This is a genomic window from Streptomyces sp. NPDC060028, assembly GCF_042736725.1.
Lineage (GTDB): Bacteria > Actinomycetota > Actinomycetes > Streptomycetales > Streptomycetaceae > Streptomyces.
In genome coordinates, this window is record NZ_JBHWVJ010000004.1 from 40,432 (window position 1) to 63,245 (window position 22,814).

The 22,814-nt window shown below is 73.0% G+C and carries 19 protein-coding genes; 4 read left to right on the plus strand and 15 right to left on the minus strand.

Annotation, left to right across the window (positions count from 1 at the left end):
• Nucleotides 1–168 precede the first annotated feature (168 nt).
• A complete protein-coding gene (locus tag ACFWBF_RS03360) occupies nucleotides 169–1,512 on the plus strand; it encodes a UDP-glucose dehydrogenase family protein (RefSeq protein WP_385594420.1) in 1,344 nt (447 codons plus the stop codon).
• Between the two features lie 31 nt (nucleotides 1,513–1,543).
• On the opposite strand, the gene ACFWBF_RS03365 is transcribed toward ACFWBF_RS03360, so the two are convergent.
• The 4 genes from ACFWBF_RS03365 to ACFWBF_RS03380 all read right to left on the minus strand — a co-directional run bounded on the left by ACFWBF_RS03365 (nucleotide 1,544) and on the right by ACFWBF_RS03380 (nucleotide 5,714).
• The gene (locus tag ACFWBF_RS03365; protein ID WP_385594423.1) at nucleotides 1,544–2,635 is read right to left on the minus strand and encodes a membrane dipeptidase; all 1,092 of its coding nucleotides are present in this window, start codon (nucleotides 2,633–2,635) and stop codon (nucleotides 1,544–1,546) included.
• A gap of 147 nt (nucleotides 2,636–2,782) precedes the next feature.
• Nucleotides 2,783–3,979 (minus strand): dipeptidase, encoded by a 1,197-nt coding sequence (locus ACFWBF_RS03370; RefSeq protein WP_385594425.1) that lies wholly within the window; start codon nucleotides 3,977–3,979, stop codon nucleotides 2,783–2,785.
• Entirely contained in the window at nucleotides 3,976–4,473 is a 498-nt protein-coding gene (gene purE, locus ACFWBF_RS03375) for a 5-(carboxyamino)imidazole ribonucleotide mutase (RefSeq protein WP_385226727.1), read from the minus strand. Before purE ends, ACFWBF_RS03370 begins: the two co-directional genes overlap by 4 nt.
• 32 nt (nucleotides 4,474–4,505) lie before the next feature.
• Nucleotides 4,506–5,714 (minus strand): 5-(carboxyamino)imidazole ribonucleotide synthase, encoded by a 1,209-nt coding sequence (locus tag ACFWBF_RS03380; RefSeq protein ID WP_385594428.1) that lies wholly within the window; start codon nucleotides 5,712–5,714, stop codon nucleotides 4,506–4,508.
• Between the two features lie 162 nt (nucleotides 5,715–5,876).
• Here ACFWBF_RS03380 and ACFWBF_RS03385 point away from each other — a divergent pair, with 162 nt between their 5' ends.
• Entirely contained in the window at nucleotides 5,877–6,398 is a 522-nt protein-coding gene (locus tag ACFWBF_RS03385; RefSeq protein ID WP_385594431.1) for a GtrA family protein, read from the plus strand.
• Here ACFWBF_RS03385 and ACFWBF_RS03390 read toward each other — a convergent pair.
• Both ACFWBF_RS03390 and ACFWBF_RS03395 read right to left on the minus strand, forming a co-directional pair.
• Nucleotides 6,395–7,663, minus strand: a complete 1,269-nt coding sequence (locus tag ACFWBF_RS03390) for an ATP-binding protein (protein WP_385594433.1) — start codon at nucleotides 7,661–7,663, stop codon at nucleotides 6,395–6,397. The two genes, ACFWBF_RS03385 and ACFWBF_RS03390, sit on opposite strands and share 4 nt — an antisense overlap.
• Before the next feature lie 14 nt (nucleotides 7,664–7,677).
• The gene (locus ACFWBF_RS03395; protein WP_385226684.1) at nucleotides 7,678–8,355 is read right to left on the minus strand and encodes a response regulator transcription factor; all 678 of its coding nucleotides are present in this window, start codon (nucleotides 8,353–8,355) and stop codon (nucleotides 7,678–7,680) included.
• Between the two features lie 491 nt (nucleotides 8,356–8,846).
• Between ACFWBF_RS03395 and ACFWBF_RS03400 the strand changes: the two genes are divergently transcribed.
• Nucleotides 8,847–10,364 (plus strand): peptide MFS transporter, encoded by a 1,518-nt coding sequence (locus tag ACFWBF_RS03400; protein ID WP_385594437.1) that lies wholly within the window; start codon nucleotides 8,847–8,849, stop codon nucleotides 10,362–10,364.
• Between the two features lie 75 nt (nucleotides 10,365–10,439).
• Here the strand turns inward: ACFWBF_RS03400 and ACFWBF_RS03405 are convergent, their stop codons facing one another.
• From ACFWBF_RS03405 to hutU, 8 genes are all read right to left on the minus strand, one after another.
• On the minus strand, nucleotides 10,440–11,675 hold the full coding sequence (locus ACFWBF_RS03405; protein ID WP_385594440.1) for a hypothetical protein: 1,236 nt from the start codon (nucleotides 11,673–11,675) through the stop codon (nucleotides 10,440–10,442).
• A 14-nt stretch (nucleotides 11,676–11,689) separates the two neighbouring features.
• Complete coding sequence (locus ACFWBF_RS03410; RefSeq protein WP_385594737.1) at nucleotides 11,690–12,790, minus strand: hypothetical protein; 1,101 nt, start codon at nucleotides 12,788–12,790, stop codon at nucleotides 11,690–11,692.
• Between the two features lie 116 nt (nucleotides 12,791–12,906).
• Nucleotides 12,907–13,926 (minus strand): hypothetical protein, encoded by a 1,020-nt coding sequence (locus tag ACFWBF_RS03415; protein WP_385594443.1) that lies wholly within the window; start codon nucleotides 13,924–13,926, stop codon nucleotides 12,907–12,909.
• 17 nt (nucleotides 13,927–13,943) lie between these two features.
• The gene (locus tag ACFWBF_RS03420) at nucleotides 13,944–14,636 is read right to left on the minus strand and encodes an LPXTG cell wall anchor domain-containing protein (RefSeq protein WP_385594446.1); all 693 of its coding nucleotides are present in this window, start codon (nucleotides 14,634–14,636) and stop codon (nucleotides 13,944–13,946) included.
• Nucleotides 14,637–14,763: 127 nt separating this feature from the next.
• Entirely contained in the window at nucleotides 14,764–15,942 is a 1,179-nt protein-coding gene (gene hutI, locus ACFWBF_RS03425; RefSeq protein WP_385594449.1) for an imidazolonepropionase, read from the minus strand.
• A 195-nt stretch (nucleotides 15,943–16,137) separates the two neighbouring features.
• Complete coding sequence (locus ACFWBF_RS03430) at nucleotides 16,138–17,487, minus strand: formimidoylglutamate deiminase (RefSeq protein WP_385594740.1); 1,350 nt, start codon at nucleotides 17,485–17,487, stop codon at nucleotides 16,138–16,140.
• Nucleotides 17,484–18,674: an allantoate amidohydrolase gene (locus ACFWBF_RS03435; protein ID WP_385594743.1), complete on the minus strand. Its 1,191-nt coding sequence runs from the start codon at nucleotides 18,672–18,674 to the stop codon at nucleotides 17,484–17,486. Before ACFWBF_RS03435 ends, ACFWBF_RS03430 begins: the two co-directional genes overlap by 4 nt.
• A gap of 23 nt (nucleotides 18,675–18,697) precedes the next feature.
• Nucleotides 18,698–20,383, minus strand: a complete 1,686-nt coding sequence (gene hutU / locus ACFWBF_RS03440; RefSeq protein WP_385594452.1) for a urocanate hydratase — start codon at nucleotides 20,381–20,383, stop codon at nucleotides 18,698–18,700.
• A 104-nt stretch (nucleotides 20,384–20,487) separates the two neighbouring features.
• Between hutU and ACFWBF_RS03445 the strand changes: the two genes are divergently transcribed.
• Nucleotides 20,488–21,852 carry a diaminopimelate decarboxylase gene (locus ACFWBF_RS03445; RefSeq protein ID WP_385594455.1) on the plus strand — a complete coding sequence of 455 codons (1,365 nt, stop codon included), beginning with the start codon at nucleotides 20,488–20,490 and terminating at the stop codon, nucleotides 21,850–21,852.
• 111 nt (nucleotides 21,853–21,963) lie between these two features.
• Here ACFWBF_RS03445 and ACFWBF_RS03450 read toward each other — a convergent pair whose 3' ends face one another.
• Nucleotides 21,964–22,806, minus strand: coding sequence for a MurR/RpiR family transcriptional regulator (locus ACFWBF_RS03450; protein ID WP_385594458.1), 843 nt, complete (start codon nucleotides 22,804–22,806; stop codon nucleotides 21,964–21,966).
• Between the last annotated feature and the right edge of the window lie 8 nt (nucleotides 22,807–22,814).

Consider the following 22,814-nt stretch of genomic DNA (forward strand, 5'->3'; position numbering starts at 1 on the left):
CGTTAAGTAACCCAAGCTTAGTGTCCGGCGTCCCGACAGCGATATGTACGGGGTACGTGAGCTGCGTGACAGCGCGGGTGCCTGGTGTGGTGCCGGTGGGGAGCTTCCCCCGGACGGGGCCGACTATGCTCGGTTGCCGCGAACGGCCCGCACCCCTCTGGAGCACGCATGGCCCCCCTCAAGATCACTGTGATCGGCACCGGATACCTCGGCGCAACGCATGCCGCGGCGATGGCTGAGCTCGGTTTCGAGGTGCTGGGGCTCGACGTGGTGCCCGAGAAGATCGAGATGCTGTCGGCCGGGCGCGTGCCGATGTACGAGCCCGGGCTGGAGGAACTGCTGGCCTCGCACGTGGCCGGGATGCCCGGCTCGACGGGGCGGCTGCGGTTCACGACCTCGTGGGAAGAGGTCGGCGCCTTCGGTGACGTGCACTTCGTCTGCGTGAACACCCCGCAGAAGCACGGCGAGTACGCGTGCGACATGAGTTACGTGGACTCCGCGATGGCCTCGCTGGCCCCGCACCTGACGCGTCCGGTCCTCGTGGTCGGCAAGTCCACGGTGCCGGTCGGCTCCGCGGAGCGGCTGGCGGCGAAGCTGGCGGAGCTCGCCCCGGCGGGCGCCGACGTGGAGCTCGCGTGGAACCCGGAGTTCCTGCGCGAGGGCTTCGCCGTGCAGGACACCCTCCACCCGGACCGGATCGTCATCGGAGTGCAGGGCGAGCGCGCCGAAAAGCTGCTTCGAGAGGTCTACGAGACCCCCATGTCGGAGGGGACCCCGCTGATCGTCACCGACTTCCCCACGGCGGAACTGGTGAAGACGGCGGCGAACTCCTTCCTCGCGACGAAGATCTCCTTCATCAACGCCATGGCCGAGGTCTGCGAGGCGGCCGGCGGCGACGTGGTCAAGCTCGCCGAGGCCATCGGGCACGACGAGCGCATCGGCGCGAAGTTCCTGCGGGCCGGCATCGGCTTCGGCGGCGGGTGCCTGCCGAAGGACATCCGCGCCTTCATGGCGCGGGCGGGCGAGCTCGGCGCCGACCAGGCGCTGACCTTCCTGCGCGAGGTCGACTCCATCAACATGCGCCGGCGCGGCCACATGGTCGAGCTGGCCCGCGACGCCGTCGGCGGCTCGTTCCTGGGCAAGCGGGTCGCGGTCCTCGGCGCCACCTTCAAGCCGGACTCCGACGACGTACGCGACTCCCCCGCACTGAACGTGGCCGGCCAGATCCACCTCCAGGGCGGCCAGGTGACGGTCTACGACCCGAAGGGCATGGACAACGCCCGCCGCGTCTTCCCGACCCTCGGCTACGCGGACTCCGCCCTGGCGGCGGCTCGCGGCGCGGAGGTCGTCCTCCACCTCACCGAGTGGCGCGAGTTCCGCGACCTCGACCCGGCGGAGCTGGGCGAGGTCGTCACCGACCGCCTCATCCTCGACGGCCGCAACGCCCTCGACCCGGCCCGCTGGCGCACCGCCGGCTGGACCTACCGCGCCATGGGCCGCCCCCGCGCCTGAGCCCTTGCCGGGCGGCGTCCGCCGCGGTGGGTCAGGAGGGCGCGGCCCTGCGGTGCTGGGCCGCGCGGGCGGTGAATTCCGCGTCGCGTAGGACGCGCTGGGCGTTGCCCCAGGTCAGGAGGGACAGGTCGGCTTCCGGCCAGCCGCGCTCCAGGAGTTCCGCGATCAGTTTCGGGTAGCCCGACGGGTCGGTCAGGCCGGTGGGGCGGGGGATGCCCGGCTCTGCGCCGAAGCCGGCGCCCAGGCCCACGCAGTGCGGGCCCGCCACGGCCCGTACGTGGTCCAGGTGGTCGGCCACCGCGTGCAGCGAGTCCCCCGTCCGCGCGGTGTCGAAGGTGACCATCGCCAGGCCGCCCGCCTCGCGCAGCGCGAGCAGGACCTCGTCGGTCGCGTTGTCCGGGTGCGGGTTGAGCGCGGCGGCGGCCGTGTGCGAGATGATCGCCGGCGCCTTGGAGGCCCCGGCGAGCTGGCAGGCCACCGCCGGCGGGCAGCCGGTGAGGTCCAGCAGCATCGCCAGCCGGTTCATCTCCCGGACCACCTCGTGGCCGAAGGCCGTCAGGCCCTGCTGGGCCCAGGGCGCTCCCGCGGGCGCGAGGATCCGTACGCCCAGCGCGTGGAAGGCGCGCAGCGCGCCCAGCGAGTCGATCAGGGTGCGCCCGGGCACCGGGCCCAGGAACGAGGCGATCCGGCCCCGGTTGCGGGCGTCGGCCATGTCGTCGGCGGTCAGCGCGAGGCACAGGCTGTCGGGGTAGCGGTGCACCAGGGCGAGCGCCACGTCGATCTCTTCGAGGGTGTCGGACAGCACCTGGTCGGAGGCCGCCTCGGGCGGCCGGCTCGACGGCACGAGCAGCGACCAGAACTGGGCGCCCACTCCCCCGGCGCGCAGCCGCGGGATGTCGGTGTCGACGCCCACGTCCGGGGTGTCGATGTCGTGGTACGGGCTCTGGCGCAGGGTCCAGACGAAGGTGTTGCACCCGTCCGCGACAGGATGCACGGACAGCAGGGCTTCGGCCCGGTCCAGGGCTCCGGCCACCACAGCGGCGGGGGTGTCCTCGGCTCCGAGGGAGCCGGGCCCCACGGGGGTCACCGGGTTCGTGTGCGGTTCATCCTGCAGGTCGGCCATGGCGTTCGCTCCGGTCTCGGCGGCAGCGGGGAGAGAGCAGGGAAGATGCTGCCACCGTGACATGTGGGACGCCTGGGCCGCCCGGCGGGTGTGGCGTTCGGGTGTAACCGGCAGGTCACACCCGACGGCCGGCCGCCGGGCGGGCGGCTACCGCGCCGGCGCCGCGTCCAGCACGCTGTTCGAGGGGCCCCGGGACGCCGACTCCTCGCGCGCCACCGCCTCGGCGTCGCGCAGCGCCCGTACCGCATTGGACCAGGTCAGCTTGGCCAGGTCGGCCTTCGACCAGCCGCGGGTGAGCAGCTCGGCGATCAGGTTCGGGTACCCGGCGACGTCGTCCAGTCCGGACGGGGTGAAGGCGGTGCCGTCGTAGTCCCCGCCGATGCCGATGTGGTCGACGCCGGCCACCTCGCGCATGTGGTCCAGGTGGTCGGCCACCGTGGCGGCCGTGGCCACCGGACGCGGGCGCTGTGCCTCGAAGGCCCGGTGCAGGGCCATCGCCTCGGGGGTGGTGTCGAGGTGGTGGAGGCCGTGCGCGCGCAGGTTCTCGTCCGCGGCCCGCGTCCACTCGACCGCCGCCGGGAGGATGAACTTCGGCACGAAGGTGGCCATCGCGACCCCGCCGTTGGCCGCCAGCAGCTCCAGCACGTCGTCGGGGATGTTGCGCGGGTGGTCGCAGATCGCCCGCGCGGAGGAGTGCGAGAAGATCACCGGCGCGGCCGAGACGGCGAGCGCGTCGCGCATCGTCGTCGCGGCGACGTGCGAGAGGTCGACCAGCATGCCGACGCGGTTCATCTCGCGCACGACGTCGCGGCCGAAGTCCGTCAGGCCCCCGTGCCGGGGCTCGTCGGTCGCCGAGTCCGCCCAGTCGATGGTGTCGTTGTGCGTGAGCGTCATGTACCGCACGCCCAGGCGGTGCAGGGCGCGCAGCGTGGCGAGCGAGTTGTTGATGGAGTGCCCGCCCTCGGCGCCCATCAGCGAGGCGATCCGGCCGTCGGCGCGGGCCGCCTCCATGTCGTCCGCCGTCAGCGCCCGCACCAGGTCGCCGGGGTAACGGGCGATCAGCTGGTCGACGACGTCGATCTGCTCCAGGGTGGCGCTGACCGCCTCGTCGCCCGCGTAGTCGGAGCGGACGTAGACCGACCAGAACTGCGCGCCGACCCCGCCGGCGCGCAGCCGGGGGATGTCGGTGTGCAGGTGGACGGACTGGTCGGCGGCGATGTCGCGGCGGGCCAGGTCGTAACGCACCTGCTCCCGCAGCGCCCACGGCAGGTCGTTGTGGCCGTCGACGACGGGGTGCTCGGCGAGCAGCTCGCGGGCCTCGCCCAGCCGCTCGGCGGCGCTCACTTGCCGAATCCGAAGGATTCCTGGCCCGCGACCTTCGTACGCAGCCGCTTGCCCTTCTCGGTGGCCTGGTCGTTCAGCTCCTGCTGGAAGTCGCGCATCCGGGCCAGCAGCTCGGTGTCGTGCGCGGCCAGCATCCGTACGGCGAGCAGGCCCGCGTTGCGTGCGCCGGCGACGGAGACGGTGGCGACGGGAACCCCGGCGGGCATCTGGACGATCGACAGCAGCGAGTCCATGCCGTCGAGGTACTTCAGCGGCACGGGCACGCCGATGACGGGCAGCGGGGTGACGGACGCGAGCATGCCGGGCAGGTGGGCGGCGCCGCCCGCGCCGGCGATGACCGCCTTCAGACCGCGCTCGGCGGCCTGCTCCCCGTACGCGATCATCTCGCGCGGCATCCGGTGCGCGGAGACCACGTCGACCTCGTAGGGGATCTCGAACTCGTCCAGGGCCTGGGCGGCGGCCTCCATGACCGGCCAGTCCGAGTCCGAACCCATGACGATGCCGACGAGGGGGGTGTTCTGGGTGCTCACTCGGTGATCGTTCCTCTGAGGTAGCCGGCGGCGTGACGTGCGCGCTCCAGCACATCGTCGAGGTCGTCGCCGTAGGTGTTGACGTGGCCGACCTTGCGGCCGTGTTTCACGTCCTTGCCGTACATGTGGATCTTCACCTGCGGGTCGTGGGCCATGCAGTGCAGGTACGCCGCGTACATGTCGGGGTAGTCCCCGCCCAGCACGTTGGCCATGACCGTCCAGCGGGCGCGCGGGCGCGGGTCGCCGAGCGGGAGGTCCAGGACCGCGCGGACGTGGTTGGCGAACTGGGAGGTGACGGCGCCGTCCTGGGTCCAGTGGCCGCTGTTGTGCGGGCGCATCGCCAGCTCGTTGACCAGGATCCGGCCGTCGGAGGTCTCGAACAGCTCAACGGCCAGGTGGCCGGTCACGCCGAGCTCCTTGGCGATGCGCAGGGCCAGCGCCTGGGCCTCGCCCGCCAGCTCCTCGGAGAGGTTCGGGGCGGGGGCGATCACCGTGTCGCAGACCCCGTCGACCTGGACGGACTCCACGACCGGGTAGGCCACGGCCTGGCCGTGCGGGGAGCGGACGATGTTCGCCGCGAGCTCGCGGACGAAGTCGACCTTCTCCTCCGCGAGGACCGGGACGCCCGCCTTGAAGGGGGCCTCCGCGTCCTCGGGGGTGCGCACGAACCACACGCCCTTGCCGTCGTACCCGCCGCGCACCGTCTTGAGGATGATCGGGAAGCCGCCCACCTCGTCCGCGAAGGCCGCCGCGTCCGCCGGATCGCTCACGATCCGGTGGCGGGGGCTGGGCGCGCCGATCTCGTCGAGCTTGGCGCGCATCACCCCCTTGTCCTGGGCGTGCACCAACGCTTCGGGCCCCGGGCGGACGGGGATGCCGTCCGCTTCCAGGGCCCGGAGGTGCTCGGTGGGCACGTGCTCGTGATCGAAGGTGATCACGTCGCAGCCGCGCGCGAAGGCGCGCAGGGTCTCCAGATCGCGATAGTCGCCGATGACGACGTCGCTCACGACCTGGGCCGCCGAGTCCTGTGGGGTGTCACTGAGGATCTTGAATCTGATGCCGAGGGGGATGCCCGCCTCGTGGGTCATGCGGGCGAGCTGTCCGCCGCCGACCATGCCGACTACCGGGAACGTCACACCCCCAGGGTATCCGCCGGTATTCCGCCATCCGGACACGGCCCTGGCCCGTACTGATCGACGCGCCATGCGGCGCGCGCGTCACGCGCCGCGGCGCGTACGGGTGTGCCGTGCGTCGCACGGCCCCCGAAGGCACAGACGCACCATCGGGGCGAGACTTAACATGGGTGAGTTGACGCACGACCCCAGACGCCCCTCACGGGCGACGACGGACAGGGACTGACCAATCACATGAGCGTGCCGAAGAACGGATCTGCCCTCGACCGCGTACGCGGCCTCGCACGGGAGGTCGCCAAGTTCGGGGCCGTCGGTGGGATCGGCGTGCTGGTCAACCTGGGCGTCTTCAACCTGATCCGCCACACCACGGACCTCCAGGTCGTCCGTGCGAGCGTCATAGCCACCGTCGTGGCCATCGCCACGAACTACCTCGGCTTCCGTTACTTCGCCTACCGGGACCGGGCCCACCAGACCGGCCGGACCCGTGAGCTCACCCTGTTCGCCCTGTTCAGCGCGATCGGCCTGGTCATCGAGAACGGCGTCCTGTACACGGCCACCTACGGCCTGGGCTGGGACGGCCCGCTCGCCAGCAACTTCTTCAAGTTCGCCGGCATCGCCGTCGCCACCGTCTTCCGCTTCTGGTCCTACCGCAGCTGGGTCTTCAAGGCCATGCCCGCAGCCGCTCCGGCCTCGCTGGTCGTCGAGCAGCGCGACGGCCAGAACGCTTCCCGCGCCCCCGAGCCCGCGAACAACTAGCGCACCGTCTGCTCCGGCTCCGCGGGGCGTTCCGGGGCCGTCTGGCTCAGGAACAGCGCGAACACCGGCGGCTGCGTCTGGAGCAGCTCCAGGCGGCCGCCGTCCGCCTCGGCGAGGTCCCGGGCCACCGCCAGGCCGATCCCGGTGGAGTTGCGGCCGCTGATGGCCCGCTCGAAGATCCGGTTGCCGAGGTCCGGCGGGACCCCCGGCCCCTCGTCCGTGACCTCCAGCACCGCCTGGTTGCCGATCACCCGGGTGCGCAGCGCGACCGTGCCGCCCCCGTGCATGAGCGCGTTCTCCACGAGGGTCGCCAGGACCTGTGAGACCGCCCCCGGGGTGCCGACGGCCCGCATGCCCGTCTTCCCGGAGCGCACGATGGCCCGCCCGGCGCTGCGGTAGGCCGGGCGCCACTCCTCCACCTGCTGTTTGACGACCTCGTCCAGGTCGAAGGGCACGGCCGAGCCGGTCCGCGGGTCGCGCGAGTTCGTCAGCAGCCGCTCCACCACGTCCGTGAGCCGCTCCACCTGGGTGAGGGCGATGCTCGCCTCCTCCCGGACGGTCTCCAGGTCGTCGGTGACCGTGATCTCCTCGAGCCGCATCGACAGCGCCGTGAGGGGGGTCCGCAGCTGGTGGGAGGCGTCCGCCGCCAGGCGGCGCTCCGCGGTCAGCATCCGCGCGATCCGCTCCGCGCTGGAGTCCAGGACGTCGGCGACCCGGTCCAGCTCGGGGACCCCGTACCGCTTGTGGCGGGGCCTGGGGTCGCCCGATCCCAGGCGTTCCGCCGTCTCGGCGAGGTCCGTGAGCGGGGAGGCCAGCCGGTTGGCCTGGCGTACGGCCAGCAGTACGGCCGCCACTACGGCCAGCAGCGCCACCGCGCCGACCACGGCCAGGGTCCGCCCGACCTCCTTGGTGACCGTGGAGCGGGACGCCTGGACGACCACGACCTCGCCCTGCTCGCCGCGCGCGGTGCCCCGGATGACGCTGTCGGGGATCCGCTCCCCGACCTCCACGGCCGGTTTACCCGGGACGGTGATCCGCGCGTACTGGCCGACGTCGAGCTGCTCGGCGAGCGCCTGGGGGTCGATCCGCTGGTTCTCCAGGACGTTCGACTCGACGATGCCCACCAGCCGCAGCGCCTCGGACTCGATCCGGTCCTGTGCGCTGCTGGTGATCGTCCGGGTCTCCACGATGACCAGGGAGACCCCGAAGACGGCGATGACGACGAGCACCACGGCGAGCGTGGAGTTGATCAGGCGGCGGCGCATGGCTTAGTGAAGGCTCAGCTCTTCTCGAAACGGAAGCCGACGCCCCGCACGGTGGCGATGTAGCGGGGGTTGGCGGCGTCGTCGCCGAGCTTCTTGCGCAGCCAGGAGATGTGCATGTCCAGGGTCTTCGTGGAGGACCACCAGGTGGTGTCCCAGACCTCGCGCATCAGCTGGTCGCGGGTGACGACCCGGCCGGCGTCGCGTACCAGGACGCGCAGCAGGTCGAACTCCTTGGCCGTGAGCTGGAGCTCCTCCTCCCCCATCCAGGCGCGGTGCGACTCGACGTCGATCCGCACCCCGTGGGTGGCGGGGGCCTGGGCCGCCTCGGTGGCGCCGCGCCGCAGCAGGGCCCGTACGCGGGCCAGCAGCTCGGCGAGCCTGAAGGGCTTGGTCACGTAGTCGTCGGCGCCGGCGTCCAGGCCGACGACCGTGTCGACCTCGTCCGCCCGGGCGGTGAGGACCAGGATCGGGAAGCCGTGGCCCTCGGCGCGCAGCCGGCGGGCGACCTCCAGGCCGTCCATCCCCGGCAGGCCCAGATCCAGGACGACGAGGTCGACGCCGCCCTGCAGTCCCGCGTCCAGGGCGGTGGGGCCGTCCTCCCGGACCTCGACCTCGTAGCCCTCCCGGCGCAGGGCCCGGGCCAGGGGTTCCGAGATGGATGCGTCGTCCTCGGCGAGCAGTACACGCGTCATGTGGGTGATGGTAGTCCGCGGCGGGTGCAACGAGTGGCCTGCTCGCACACCCCTGGCGATCTGGTCTTATGAAGTACTGACGGCCTTCGAATGTGATCTTTCGGTTCCCGCCGGGCCTGTGATCCATCTCTCAAGTCCTTTCATATGCCACAGTGTCGTGTCGTATGGTGGCGAGACGCCTGATGCACTACCTCTGAGACCTTTGTGCCGAAAAGCGCGCCGAAGGTCTCTGTTTCTGTCCTGACCGGTCCTGGCAGTCCTTTCGGGCTGACCTGTCCGGGCTTGATGACAGTGAATGACCTATGGGCCGGGCCCGTCGCGCGAGGTGCGCGGCCGGGCGTGGATCCCGGTTACGGATGCTCCTTCGCTCCGCCCCCGCGGGGCGAGACCCCAGGGCGTGGGGTGGGGCATCCGCTGCCGGTGCCGGCCACCCCCCACCGGGCGCGGATGAGCTCACGAAGCCAAGCGTCCCGAGCAAGCAAGGATCGACCATGGCTTCCAGCCTGACGAAGGAACCGGCGGATACGTCCACCGACAAGACCTTCTTCGGCCACCCCCGTGGCCTGGCCACTCTGTTCATGACCGAGATGTGGGAGCGTTTCTCCTACTACGGCATGCGCGCCCTTCTCGTCCTGTACCTGGTCTCCGGCGGCACCGAAGCCGCGACCGGCAGCCAGGGCGGCGGCCTCGCCTTCACGATGGCCACGGCAACGGCGATCTACTCCGTCTACGTGGCGATGGTCTACCTCATGGCCATGCCCGGCGGCTGGTTCGGTGACCGTGTCTGGGGTGCCCGCAAGACGGTCGCCATCGCCGGTGGTGTGATCATGGCCGGCCACGTGTCGCTGGCCATCCCGGGCCAGGCGATGTTCTTCGTCGGTCTGATCCTGGTCGCGGCCGGTTCGGGTCTGCTGAAGGCCAACATCTCCACGATGGTCGGCCACCTCTACGAGGGTCCGGACGACCCGCGTCGTGACGGTGGCTTCACGATCTTCTACATCGGCATCAACCTCGGTGCCTTCGTCGCGCCCTTCGTCGTCGGCACCGTCGGCGAGAAGGTCAACTGGCACCTCGGCTTCCTGCTCGCCGCCGTCGGCATGGGCCTGGGCCTGATCCAGTTCCTGCTGGGCACCAAGCACCTCAACGAGCGCAGCAGCCTGGTCCCGAACCCGCTGTCGCCCGCCGAGCGCAAGAGCGTCATCGTCAAGGTCGCGGCCGTGGCCCTCGCCGCCGCCGTGTTCTACGGCGTCGTCGCCGCCCTGGGCATGTACACCCTGAACTGGGCGCTGGTCCCGATCACCCTCGCCGGCCTGGTCATCCCGGTCGCGGTCCTGGTCCGCATCAAGCGCGACAAGGACCTGTCGGGTACCGAGCAGTCGAAGATGACCGCGTACATCTGGTTCTTCGTCGCCGCGGCCGTCTTCTGGATGATCTACGACCAGGGTGGTTCGACCCTGTCGCTGTTCGCCGACGGCAAGACCGCCGACACCGTCTTCGGCCTCGGCTTCCCGGCCACCTGGTACCAGTCGCTGAACCCGCTGTTCGTCATGGGTCTGGCGCCGCTCTTCGCCTGGGCGTGGGTCTGGCTGGCCCGCAAGAACCAGGAGCCGAACACCATCGTGAAGTTCGCGATGGGCCTGGTCCTGATCGGTGCCTCCTTCTTCGTCTTCATCGTCCCGATGAACATGGCGGGCGACGGCACCAAGGTCTCCCCCATGTGGCTGGTCTCGATCTACATGATCCAGACCATCGGTGAGCTGTGCCTCTCCCCGGTCGGCCTGTCGGTCACCACGAAGATGGCCCCGCAGAAGTACGCCTCCCAGATGATGGGTGTCTGGTTCCTCGCGGTCACCGCGGGCGACTGCACCACCGGCCTGCTCTCCATCGCCGGTGTCGACCTCAACGGCACGTCGGTGATCGGCTTCGAGGCCGCCGCCGCGGTGCTCGCGGGCTTCGCGGTCTACTCGTACCGCAAGAAGGTCAAGGGGCTGATGGGCAACGTGCACTGACGCACCCCGCCCCGCACGCCGCGAACGGCCCGGCACACCGCAAGGTGTGCCGGGCCGTTGCCGTTGCCGTGGGGGCTAGCGGGTGCCGCGCAGGCGGCGCCACGGGGTGAACGTGAAGACCGCCGCGCCGAGCAGGACGACCGTGCCGGCGACCAGGGCCAGGGCCTTGATGCCGCCCTCGTCCTGAGCGCCGGTATGGGCCAGGCTGTCCGAGCCGGTGGTGGTGCCGGTGGTGGACGGGCCGCCGGACCCGCCCGCCTGGGCGGTGACGTCCAGCTCCAGCGAGACGCCGCTGCCGGCCGCCTTGCAGGGCACCACGATCGGGTCGGCGCCCGGGGCCATGGCGACGTCGATCGTCAGTTGGTCCGGGCTCAGCGTCACCTTGCCGCTCTTGCCCGGCTTGTAGGTGCCGGTCATGTCACTGAGGGTGACCCCGGCCCCCGCCGGGATCGGTTCCTTGGTCGCGGGGCCGGAGACCTTGACCGTGCCGCTGTCGGCTCCACCGAGCTTGATCGCCATCGAGGGCTTGAGGGCCCCCGCGGGCAGGGAGGCCGGGCTCTTCATCGCATCCTTGGCGGTCTTGACGGTCAGGTCGTAGCTGCCGCCGTTCTTCTTGGCGCTGATCGTCACCGGGGTCTTGATGCCGTCCTTGACGAAGCTGCCGCAGTCGTAGGCCACCTCGATCGGCTTGCCCGGGAAGTCGGTCTGCCCGCCGGATCCGGCGGTGGTGCCGCCGTTGGTGGAGCCGCTATTGGTGGAGCCCCCGTTGGTGGAGCCGCCGTTGGTGGAGCCCCCGCCCTCGGTGACCTTGATGGTGGCGCCCACGCCGACCGACTCCTGCGGCGTGCAGTGCGTGAGCAGGCCGCTGAAGTCCACGTCGTACTTGCCGGGCGAGATGGTGACGTCCCCGGCCTTGGTCAGCTTGACCTTGGCCTTCATGTCGGAGATGACCATGGGCGACTTCTTCGGGATGGGCGGGTTCGACCGCGCACCCTCCATCTTCAGCTCACCGCTCTGCGCCCCGCCGAGCTTGGCGTAGCCGATCGGCTTGATGCTGTCCTTGGGCAGGTCCATGAGGTCGGTGTTGTTCGAGGCCGGCTTGACGGTCTTCCAGACCACCTCGACCTCGTCACCGACCTTGGCGGTGGCCGGCGCGGTGACCGAGGCGGTGGTCGTGCCCTGGACCGGGCCGCCACCGCCGGCCGGCGGGACGCACTCCACCTTGTACGAGACGTCGGCCGCCTGGGCGGGGGTCGCCGCCAGCAGGATGCCCGCGCCGCCGAACAACAGCGCGACTGCGGCCGCACTCATCCTCCGTTGGGTCTTCACGAATGTCCCTTCGTCGTCGGACTGATCTCAGACGGTGCGGACGCCTGTGGTGCAGGTGGTGCAGGTGCTTCGGGTGGTGCGGTTGGCCCCGGCGCGCTGTCCGGGGTGAACCACGGCAGGACCGCCGTGGTGGTCTGGGGGGACCGGGCCGGGGGCCCGGTGCGTGGCTGCGCGGGGCCCCGTACGGCGGGGATCCTGGGCAGCCGGGCCGTCACGGCCGTCGCCGCCTCGGGGAGGCGGGCGCCGCGGTGGCGGCCGCCGCCGCCGGCGGGCTCGCGCGGGCGGACCTTGTCCACCACGGCCATGCCCACGCGGAAGAGCCCGGCCGGGACGACCAGCAGGAGCAGGCCCCAGAACAGCAGCACTCCGTACGGGCGGGCGACGCCCCAGGGCTGGGTGGCCACGACCGTCTCGCCGTACTTGAGGGAGACCGTGTAGTCCCCGTGGGCGCCCGCGGCGAGGGAGACGGCCAGCGAGACCTCGGCCTTGCCGCCGGGCGGGATGGTGCCCTTCCAGCGGACCTCCTCCCAGATCGGCGCGAACACCCCGTGGGCGATGCCGAGCTGGAAGACGGGGTCCCTGACGGGGGCGGAGCCGAGATTGCCGACGGTGACCGTGAACCTCCGTCCGGGCGGGGCGCCGAACCAGGTCAGCACCCCGTCGTCGCCCTTGAGCCTGACCCCGGTGAGCATGGCCAGGCGGGCGGTGCCGCCCTCGGCGGGGAGCTCCGCCACCGGGTGGTCGGTGATCTTCAGCGCGGCGGCGACGGTGGACTGGTCGCCGTTGACGGAGGTGACGTTGACGACGCAGGGGCACGGCTTGGGCGGCGCCACCACCGGGAGCTGGGCGGCGAAGCGGCCGTCGTCGGCGACCGAGACGGCGACGCCGTCGGCGTTGGCGCAGCTGTTGGTGCCGCCGATCATGTTCTGCCCGCAGACCAGCAGCATCACCAGGGTCTTGGGCCGCCAGCCGGTGCCGGTGACGGTGATCTCGGTGCCCTTGGCGGCCTCCTGGAGGGAGAGCGCCACGGCGGGTTTGCCCGCGTCGGCCGCGGCGGCCGGGGGCGCCGGGAGCAGCAGGAGCGCGGGGACCGCCAGGAGCACCGCCAGCCCTGCCGCGACGAGGGCGCGACCCGGGCCGCGGCCCCGGCCCCCGGCCCGGGCACGGGCACGGGCACGGGCCTTGTCGCCGACTGCCCCGCCGACCTTGGCGCTCACCTGGGTGCTCCCGTCAACTCGTGTTCCGGTGCCGATGCCTGTGCGGGTACGCCGGCCGGGTCGGGCGGCGGCTCGTCCCGCCGGGTCCGCCGCCTGCGTACGAGGAGCAGCGCGGCCGACGTGGTCGCGCCGAGGCCGAGCAGGCCGACGCCGGTCCGGCCGGCGATGCCCCAGGGCACGAACCAGGCGGAGGCGCGTCCCGTGGCCCGGGCGCCGCCGGGGGCGGTGACGGTGAGGATGAGGGAGGCGTGGTCCAGGACCGGGGCGCCGGGCCAGGGTTCGGTCAGCTCGACGCGCTGGCCGGGCAGCAGCTCCACCGGGAGGGGGTGGGCGCCTCGGCCGGGGACCTCGCCGAAGCGGCCGCGGGCGGTGAGGGACAGTTCGGGGGCGAGGGCGACGTTGCCCCGGTTGACCAGGGTGTAGGCGACCCGGGTGCCCGCGCCCTTGCCCCGTACGGCGACGTCCTCGACCGTGAGGGCAGCCAGCGTCGGGCCGCTGACGCGCAGGTGGACCCGTACGCCCACCTCGCGTCCGCCCTCGGTGGCGACCACGGCCGCGGGGTGGTCGCCGGGCGGGGAGGCGGTCGGCACGGTGACGGTGAAGGGCACCACCGCGCGGGTGCGGGGCGGGATCTTGACCGTGGTGGAGGCGCCGAAGCTGATCCAGGACCCGGCGCCGGCGGACTGTGTGGCGGGGCGCACCGCGAAGGCGCCGTCGGCGGTGTTGTAGGCGTCGGCCCCGCGCAGGGTGACGGTGTGCTCCTGGTCGGTGGTGTTGGCCAGGGCGAGCCGGTCTTCCAGCACGGTGCCGGGGGTGCCCGCGAGGTAGAAGTACGGGCGGGCCGCGGCCGGGCGCCCGGCGGCGGGCTCGGCCGTCCAGCCGGGCTCGTCGGCGCTCGCGGGGCCGCCGCCGTACAGCGCGGCGGCCGCGAGGAGCGCCGCGACGGCCAGGCGGGGAGCGCGGCGGGCGCTCCGGCCGGGGGCGCGGTTGCGGGTGTGGGTGTGGAGCACGGGCATGGCCGGGGGCGCTCCGTTCAGGACCGGGCCCGCTGGCCGCGCCGGGTCAGCCAGAGCGCTCCGGCGGCGCCGGAGAGCAGCACGGTGCCGCCGAGGGTGCCGAGGGCGATCGCGGAGTCGGCGGGGCCGGTCTGCGGGAGGGTGTTCCCGCCGGCACCCCCGGCGCCAGCCTGCGGGCTGGTGTCCTTGCCCGCGCCGGCGGGGGCCGTGACCTCCAGTTCGAGGGCGGGCTTGGGGCTGTTGCCGGGGGTGCAGGTGGTCGTCGTGCCCATGGCCTTGATGGTCAGGACGCCGGCGGTGAAGGTGACCTTGCCGCTCTTCTTGGGCGTGTAGGTGCCCGAGAGGTCGGTGATCTTGATGGGCGTCTCGGCCGGAACGGCCTCGGGGTTGGGCGGCCCGGACACGGGGACGGACGCCTTCTCGGCGCCCTCGACGAGGATGACCGCGCTGGGGCTCATCGCGCCCTTGCCGAGCTCGATGGGGCTGGAGGAGACGCCCTTCTGGAAGGACATCGTCAGCTTGTAGCCGTCCCCTTCCTTGACCGCCTTGATGTCGATCGGCGAGACCGCCGACTTGTCCCCGATCGGGGTCTTGCAGTCGTACTGGACCTCGATCACGGCGGCGTGGGCTGCGGGGGCGGCCAGCAGCACGGCCGATCCGGCCAGCGCGGAGGCCAGTGCGAGCGCGGTGGAGCGTTTCCGGTCGGACACCTTCGTCTTCCCCTCAAGCCACAAGTTACTGACGGCACATCAGATTGGTGGCTCAAGGTACGCCCGGGACCTTACGGAGGGAAGACAAAGGACGGGCCCGGATCAACGGCCCGCGGGCCGGGCGGAATCAGGCCGCGCGGACGCCCTTCTGCCAGACGGCGCAGACCAGCGGGACGCCCGGGCGGTAGGCGAGGTGGACGTGGCTGGGGGCGTCGAGCAGGGCCAGATCCGCGCGCGAGCCGGGGGTGAGGGTGCCGATGTCGCCGCGGCGCAGGGCCCGGGCACCGCCCGCGGTCGCGGCCCACAGGGCCTCGTCGGGGGTCATCCGCATGTCCCGGACGGCCAGCGCGATGCAGAACGGCATGGAACTGGTGTAGGAGGAGCCGGGGTTGCAGTCCGTGGACAGCGCGACGGTGGCGCCCGCGTCGATCAGGCGGCGGGCGTCGGGCCACTGGGCGCGGGTGGAGAACTCGGCTCCGGGCAGCAGAGTGGCGACGGTGGTGGCCGCGGCCTGCGCGAGGGCGTCCACGTCGGCGTCGGTGAGGTGGGTGCAGTGGTCGGCGGAGGCGGCCTCCAGCTCCACGGCGAGCTGTACGCCGGGACCGTGGGAGAGCTGGTTGGCGTGGACGCGCGGGATGAGCCCGGCGGCGGCGCCCGCGGTGAGGATGGCGCGGGCCTGGTCGCCGTCGAAGGCGCCCTCCTCGCAGAAGACGTCCACCCAGCGGGCGTACGGGGCGCAGGCGGCCAGCATCTCGCCGGTGACGAGGTCGACGTAGCCGGCCGGGTCGTCGGCGTAGTCGGGGGAGACGATGTGCGCGCCGAGGTAGGTGACCTCCTCGGTGTGCGCGGCGGCGATGCGCAGGGCGCGGGCCTCGTCGGCGACGGTGAGGCCGTAGCCGGACTTGGTCTCGAAGGTGGTGGTGCCCTGGCGGCGGGCCTCGTCGAGGTGGCGCAGCAGGTTGGCTTCGAGCGCGGCGTCGGTGGCTGCGCGGGTGGCGGCGACGGTGGTGCGGATGCCTCCGGCGGAGTAGCTGCGGCCGGACATCCGCGCGTTGAACTCGGCGGTGCGGTCGCCGGCGAAGACCAGGTGCGAGTGGGAGTCGACGAAGCCGGGGATGACGGCGCGGCCGTCGGCGTCGTACGTCTCGTCCGCCGCCGGAGCCTTGTCGGCGGGGCCGGCCCAGGCGATGCGGTCGCCGTCGATGACGACGGCGGCGTCCTGGATCAGCCCGAGGGGGGAGCCGTCGCCGAGGGCGGGGTCGTTGGTGACGAGGCTGCCGATGTTGGTGACGACGGTGGTGGTCATGATTCCTCTCGGGGGTTTCCTGGGGCTCCGCCCCGGCCCCCGCGCCTCAAACGCCGGGCGGGGCTGGTTCTGGCTGAGCTGCGCTTTCAAGTGCCGCACGGCGGGCCGGATCGCCGCGCAGCGGCACATTCCGGCCCCGCCGGCGTTTGAGGCGCGGGGTGCGGGGCGGAGCCCCGGATCTTTGGGCCTCAGCGGTCAGGACCGGAGGGCCGCGATGGCGTCGGCCAGGGCGGACGGGACGTCCTGGAGCAGGGTGTGGGCGCCGTCGCGGACGATGTGGCGGCCGCCGACCACCGTGTGGCGGACGTCGGAGGCCGTGGCCGCGAACACCGCGGTCTCGGCGCCCAGCCTCGGCAGGGCGCCGGCCGTCCGTACGGAATCCAGGGCGATCGTGGTGAGGTCCGCGAGCGCGCCCGCCTCCAGGCGGCCCGCGTCGGGCCGGCCGAGGGCCGCGTGGCCGTCGGCGGTGGCGGCCGCGAGCAGCGAGTTCGCCGTCCAGTGCCCCCGCGTCCGGCTGCTGAGGCGCTCGTTCAGCTCCATCGCCCGCGCCTCTTCGAGCAGGTCGATCACCGCGTGGCTGTCGCTGCCGAGCGACAGCGGGCTGCCCGCGCGCTGGAGGCGGACCGCGGGGCCGATGCCGTCGGCGAGGTCGCGTTCGGTGGTGGGGCACATGCACGTGCCGGTGGTGGTGCCGCCCAGCAGGGCGATGTCCACGTCGGTGAGGTGCGTGTTGTGGACGCCGGTGGTGCGCGGGCCCAGCACCCCGTGGTCGGCCAGCAGCTGGGTCGGGGTGCGCCCGTGGGCGGCCTGGCAGGCGTCGTTCTCGGCGGTCTGCTCCGAGAGGTGCACGTGCAGCGGCGCCTCGCGCTCCTCGGCCCAGCGGGCCACGGTGGCGAGTTGGCCTGCGGGTACGGCGCGTACCGAGTGGATCGCGGCGCCGATCAGGGCGTGCTCGCGGGGCTTGAGCGCGCCGACCCGCTCGGCCCAGGCTTCGGCGGTGCCGTCGGAGAAGCGCAGCTGGTGCTGGTCCGGGGCCTGGCCGAAGCCCGCCGACAGGTACGCCGTGTCCAGCAGGGTGATCCGGATGCCGGCCGCGGCGGCGGCCTCGATCAGGGCCTCGCCCATGGCGTTCGGGTCGGCGTAGGGCGCGCCGCCGGGGGCGTGGTGGACGTAGTGGAACTCGCCGACGTTGGTGATGCCGGCCAGCGCCATCTCGGCGTACACGGCGCGGGCGAGCGCGAAGTACGTGTCGGGGGTGAGGTTCTGGGCGACCTTGTACATGACGGCGCGCCAGGTCCAGAACGTGCCCGAGCCGACCTGGACCGTGCCCCGCAGCGCCCGGTGGAAGGCGTGGCTGTGGGCGTTGGCCAGGCCCGGGAGGGTGAGACCGCGCAGGACCTCCGCGCCGGGCGGCGGGGTCTGCGCCCCGGCCCCGGTGCGGACGGCGGCGATCCGGCCGTCCGTGTTCACGTCCAGGGCGACGCCCGGCTCGACATGGGTGCCGAGCCAGGCGTGCTCCAGCCAGTACGTCTTGTGCGCGGTCAGCGGCACGCGAGACCTTCCAGTACGTCGGCGAGGGCGAGGACGCCGGCCACGCAGTCGTCCTCGGCGGCGAACTCCCGCGGGGAGTGGGAGACCCCGGTGGGGTTCCGTACGAACAGCATCGCGGTCGGGACGGCGGCGGAGAGGATTCCGGCGTCGTGTCCCGCCCCGGTACCGAGGACGGGGACGGCCCCGCCCAGGATCCGGTTCAGCTCGTCGCGCAGGGCGTGCTCGAACTCGACGACCGGGGTGAAGGACTCCCGGACGATGTCCAGGTCGATGCCGTCCTGGTCGGCGCGCTCGCGGGCGGCCTTCTCGATGGCGGTGACGACCATGTCGAGGGTGGCCTGGTCGGCGGCGCGGGAGTCGAGCCAGCCCCGTACGAGGGAGGGGATGGCATTGACCCCGTTGGGTTCGACCGCGATCTTCCCGAAGGTGGCGACGGCCCCGGCGAGGGCCGCCTCGCCGCGGGCGGCCAGCACGGTCGCCGCGTACGTGAGCATCGGGTCCCGGCGGTCCACCAGGCGGGTGGTGCCCGCGTGGTTGGCCTCGCCGTGGAAGTCGAACCGCCAGCGGCCGTGCGGCCAGATCGCCGAGGCGATGCCGACCCGGTCCCCGGACAGGTCCAGGGCCCGGCCCTGCTCGACGTGCAGCTCGACGAAGGCGCCGATGCGGGCGAGGCGCTCGGGGTCGGCCCCGATGGCCTCGGGGTCGTACCCGGCGGCCTCCATCGCCCGGGGCAGGGAGATGCCGTCCGCGTCGCGGAGCTCGTACGCCTTCTCCCGGGTCAGCTGCCCGGCGGCGAGCCGGGAGCCGACGCAGGCGAGGCCGAAGCGGGCCCCTTCCTCGTCACCGAAGTTGGTGATGGCCAGGGGCCTGGCGAACTCCGCGCCCCTCCTGCGGAGCTCGTCCAGGGCCGCGAAGGAGGACACGACCCCGAGGGGGCCGTCGAAGGCCCCGCCGTCGGGGACGGAGTCCAGGTGGGAGCCGGTGACGACGGCGTCACCGGCCAGGGGGTCGCCGAGCCAGGCCCACTGGTTGCCGTTGCGGTCGGTCTCGTACGCCAGTCCGCGCGCCTCGGCCTGCTCCTGGAACCAGTTCCGGCAGTCGGCATCGGCCCCGGTCCAGGCGTACCGGCGGTAGCCGCCCGTGTCGGTGTTGCGCCCGAGGGGCGCGAGCTGCGCCCACATCTCGTGGAACGAGGGGGCGTCGCTCACGCGGTGTCACCCTCCCGCATGGGCACGCGGACGCCGCGCTCGTCGGCCACCGTCTCGGCGATGTCGTAGCCGGCGTCGACGTGGCGGATGACGCCCATGCCGGGGTCGTTGGTGAGGACGCGGCGGATCTTCTCGCCGGCCAGCGGGGTGCCGTCGGCGACCGTGACCTGGCCCGCGTGGATGGAGCGGCCCATGCCGACGCCGCCGCCGTGGTGGATGGAGACCCAGGACGCGCCGGAGGCGACGTTGACCATGGCGTTGAGCAGCGGCCAGTCGGCGATGGCGTCGGAGCCGTCGAGCATGGCCTCGGTCTCGCGGTACGGGGAGGCCACCGAGCCGCAGTCGAGGTGGTCGCGGCCGATGACCAACGGCGCGGCGAGCGTGCCGTCGGCCACCATCTCGTTGAAGCGCTCACCGGCCTTGTCGCGCTCGCCGTAGCCGAGCCAGCAGATCCGCGCGGGCAGGCCCTGGAAGTGGACGCGCTCGCCGGCCATCTTGATCCAGCGGTGCAGCGACTCGTTCTCCGGGAAGAGTTCGAGCATCGCCTTGTCGGTCTTGTGGATGTCCGAGGCCTCGCCGGACAGGGCCGCCCACCGGAAGGGGCCCTTGCCCTCGCAGAACAGCGGGCGGATGTAGGCCGGGACGAAGCCGGGGAAGTCGAACGCCCGGTCGTAGCCCGCCAGCTGCGCCTCGCCGCGGATGGAGTTGCCGTAGTCGAAGACCTCGGCGCCGGCGTCCATGAAGCCGACCATGGCCTCGACGTGCTTGGCCATGGACTCGCGGGCGCGGGTGGTGAAGCCCGCCGGGTCCTTGGCGGCGAAGGTCGCCATGTCGTCGAAGTCGACGCCGACGGGCAGGTAGGCGAGCGGGTCGTGCGCGCTCGTCTGGTCGGTCACGATGTCGATCGGCGCGCCCTCGGCCAGCATCTGCGGGAGCAGCTCGGCGGCGTTGCCGAGCAGGCCGATGGAGAGCGGCTTGCGGGCGTCGCGGGCCTCGACGGCCAGCTGGAGGGCGTGGCGGAGGTTGTCGGCCTTCACGTCCAGGTAGCGGTGCTCGATGCGGCGCTCGATGGCACGCGGGTCGACGTCGATGCAGATGGCGACGCCGTCGTTCATCGTCACGGCCAGCGGCTGGGCGCCGCCCATGCCGCCGAGGCCGGCGGTGAGGGTGATGGTGCCGGCGAGGGTGCCGCCGACCCCTCCCTTACCGATTGAATGCAGCTTCGCCGCGACGGCGCCGAAGGTCTCGTAGGTGCCCTGGAGGATGCCCTGGGTGCCGATGTAGATCCACGAACCGGCGGTCATCTGCCCGTACATGGTCAGCCCGAGGGACTCCAGGCGGCGGAACTCCTCCCAGTTGGCCCAGTCGCCGACCAGGTTGGAGTTCGCGAGCAGGACGCGCGGCGCCCACTCGTGGGTCTGCATCACGCCGACCGGGCGGCCGGACTGGACGAGCATCGTCTCGTCCTGCTTGAGGGTGCGCAGGGTGCGGACCATCGCGTCGTACGAGCGCCAGTCGCGGGCGGCCTTGCCGGTGCCGCCGTAGACGACCAGCTTGTCGGGGTGTTCGGCGACCTCGGGGTCGAGGTTGTTCTGCAGCATCCGCAGCGCGGCCTCCTGCTGCCATCCCAGGGTGCTGAGCTCGGTGCCTCGCGCGGCCCGTACGGGGCGGGGTCCTGACATGGCGGTGCCTCCTCCGATGTTGGTCAATCTATTCACATCCTTGCTCGCTGAATAGATTCAGTCAACCGCTGCGCGCGGCCCCGCCGGATGATGGGATGGCGGGCATGGCTGCCGAGACCCCTGCGGGTACGCCCGCGCACGACCCCGCCACCCGGCGGGACCTGGCCGTACGGGCCGCGGTCGAGCAGGGGCTCGTGGGCGGGGCGCCGGACGCCGAGCCCCTGGCGTGCCTGCTGGACGTGGCCGGAATCCGCGCCTCGGCCGCCGCGCTGACCGAAGCCTTCGCCGCCGCGCTGCCGGCCGGGACGCCCGTGCTGCACGCCTTCGCGGTCAAGGCCGCCCCGCTCGTCCCGGTGCTCCGGCTGCTCGCCGACGCCGGGATCGGCTGCGAGGTGGCCAGCCCCGGCGAGCTGGCGCTGGCCCGCGCGGCGGGCGTCGCGCCCGGGCGGACCGTGCTGGACTCCCCCGCCAAGACCCCGGCCGAGCTGCGCGAGGCCCTGGCGCTGGGCATCGCCGTCAACGCCGACAACCCGCAGGAGCTGGAACGGCTCGACGCGCTGGTGGGCGCGGGGCCGACGGCCTCACCGCTGGGGATGCGGATCAACCCGCAGACCGGCGCGGGCACGATCGGCGCGCTGTCCACCGCCACCGCGACGTCGAAGTTCGGCACCGCCCTGCGCGACCCGGGAGCGCGCGAGTGGCTCGTACGGGCGTACCTGGACCGGCCGTGGCTCACCCGGCTGCACACCCACTCGGGCTCCCAGGGCGTGCCGCTGCCGCTGATCGCGCAGGGAGTGCGGGAACTGCACGCCCTGGCCGAGGAGATCAACGCGGCGGCCGGGCGGCGGCAGGTCGACACCCTCGACATCGGCGGGGGGCTGCCGGTGAACTTCGCCTCGGACGCCGAGACCCCGACGTACGCGCAGTACGTCGCGGCCCTGCGGGAGGCCGTCCCGGGCCTGTTCGCCGGCCGCTACGGCCTGGTGACGGAGTTCGGCCGGTCCCTGCTGGCCAAGCACGGGCTGGTGCTGTCCCGGGTCGAGTACACCAAGACCTCCGGGGCGCGGCCGATCGTGCTCACGCACGCGGGGGTCCAGCTGGCGACCCGTACCGTGTACGCGCCGGCGGCGTGGCCGGTGCGGATCCTGGCGTACGACGCGAAGGGCGCCCCGAAGACGGGGGCGCCCGTCGCGCAGGACATCGCGGGGCCGGCCTGCTTCGCGGGGGATCTGCTGGCCGCGGGGCGGGAGCTCCCGCCCCTCGCCCCCGGTGACGTGATCGCCGTCCCGGACACGGGTGCGTACTTCTTCACCGCGCACTACGGCTACAACAGCCTGCCCCGCCCGGCGGTGCACGGCTTCACCCTCACCCCGGGCGGTCAGGTCCACTTCACCCTGGCCCGCGAGGCGCAGCCCCTCTCCGCGATCGCCGCCGAAGCGGGCGCCGCCCTCCGCGACGCGCTCCTCTGACTGGCGGCGGGGCTGATTTTCAGGCGGCACCGGCCAAAATCCAGCCCCGCCGGCGTTTGAGGCGCGGGGTCTGGGGCGGAGCCCCGGGTGCCGTCGCGGGGCGCCGCGGGGTCACTCCACGAACAGGCCCCGCGCAGCGGCCCCCGCGTCGAAGGCCTCCAGCCGCGCCTGCGCGTCCGGCAGCGCGTCCGCCATCGCCTCCAGCAGCACCCGCCCCAGCAGCATCGGCGCGCACGCCGTGTCGAAGGCCAGGCCGGTGCCCACCGGCGCCGGGATCAGCAGATCCGAGTACGGGGCCACGGGCGCGAACGCCGAGTCGGCGACCGTCACGACGGTCAGCCCGGCCGCGCGCCCGTGCTCCAGGGCCTCCGACACCTCCTTGGGGTGCCGCGGCAGCGCGAAGCACAGCAGCGCCGAGGCTCCCGCGGCCACGGCGGCGTCGATCCGGTCGGCGAGCATCGAGCCGCCCTCGTCGAGGAGCCGCACGTCCGGGTGCACCTTGGCGGCGAAGTACGCGAACCCTCGCGCCTGCGAGGACGCCGCCCGCAGGCCGAGCACCGGCAGCGGAGCCGACGCGGCGAGCAGCCGGCCCGCCTCCTGCACGGGGGCGGGGTCGGCGAGCAGGGTCGCCAGCTGCCGCAGGTTCTCGATCTCCCCCTGGACGGCCTGCTGGTACTCGTTGTACGCGTCCTCCCGCACGGCGCCGACCCGCTCGGCGGGCGCCACCTCGCGCAGGTGCCGGCGCAGCGCCGGGTAGCCGTCGAAGCCGAGGGCCACCGCGAAGCGGGTCACCGAGGGCTGGCTCACGCCGGCCAGCTCGGCGAGCTCCACGCTCGACAGGAAGGGCACCTCCGCCGCGCCGCGCACCATGCAGTGCGCGATGCGCCGCTGGGTCGGCGTCAGCCGGTGCCCCTCGAACAGCTTCTGCAACCGCGCGGCCGGGTTCTCGCCCATCCCGCCCC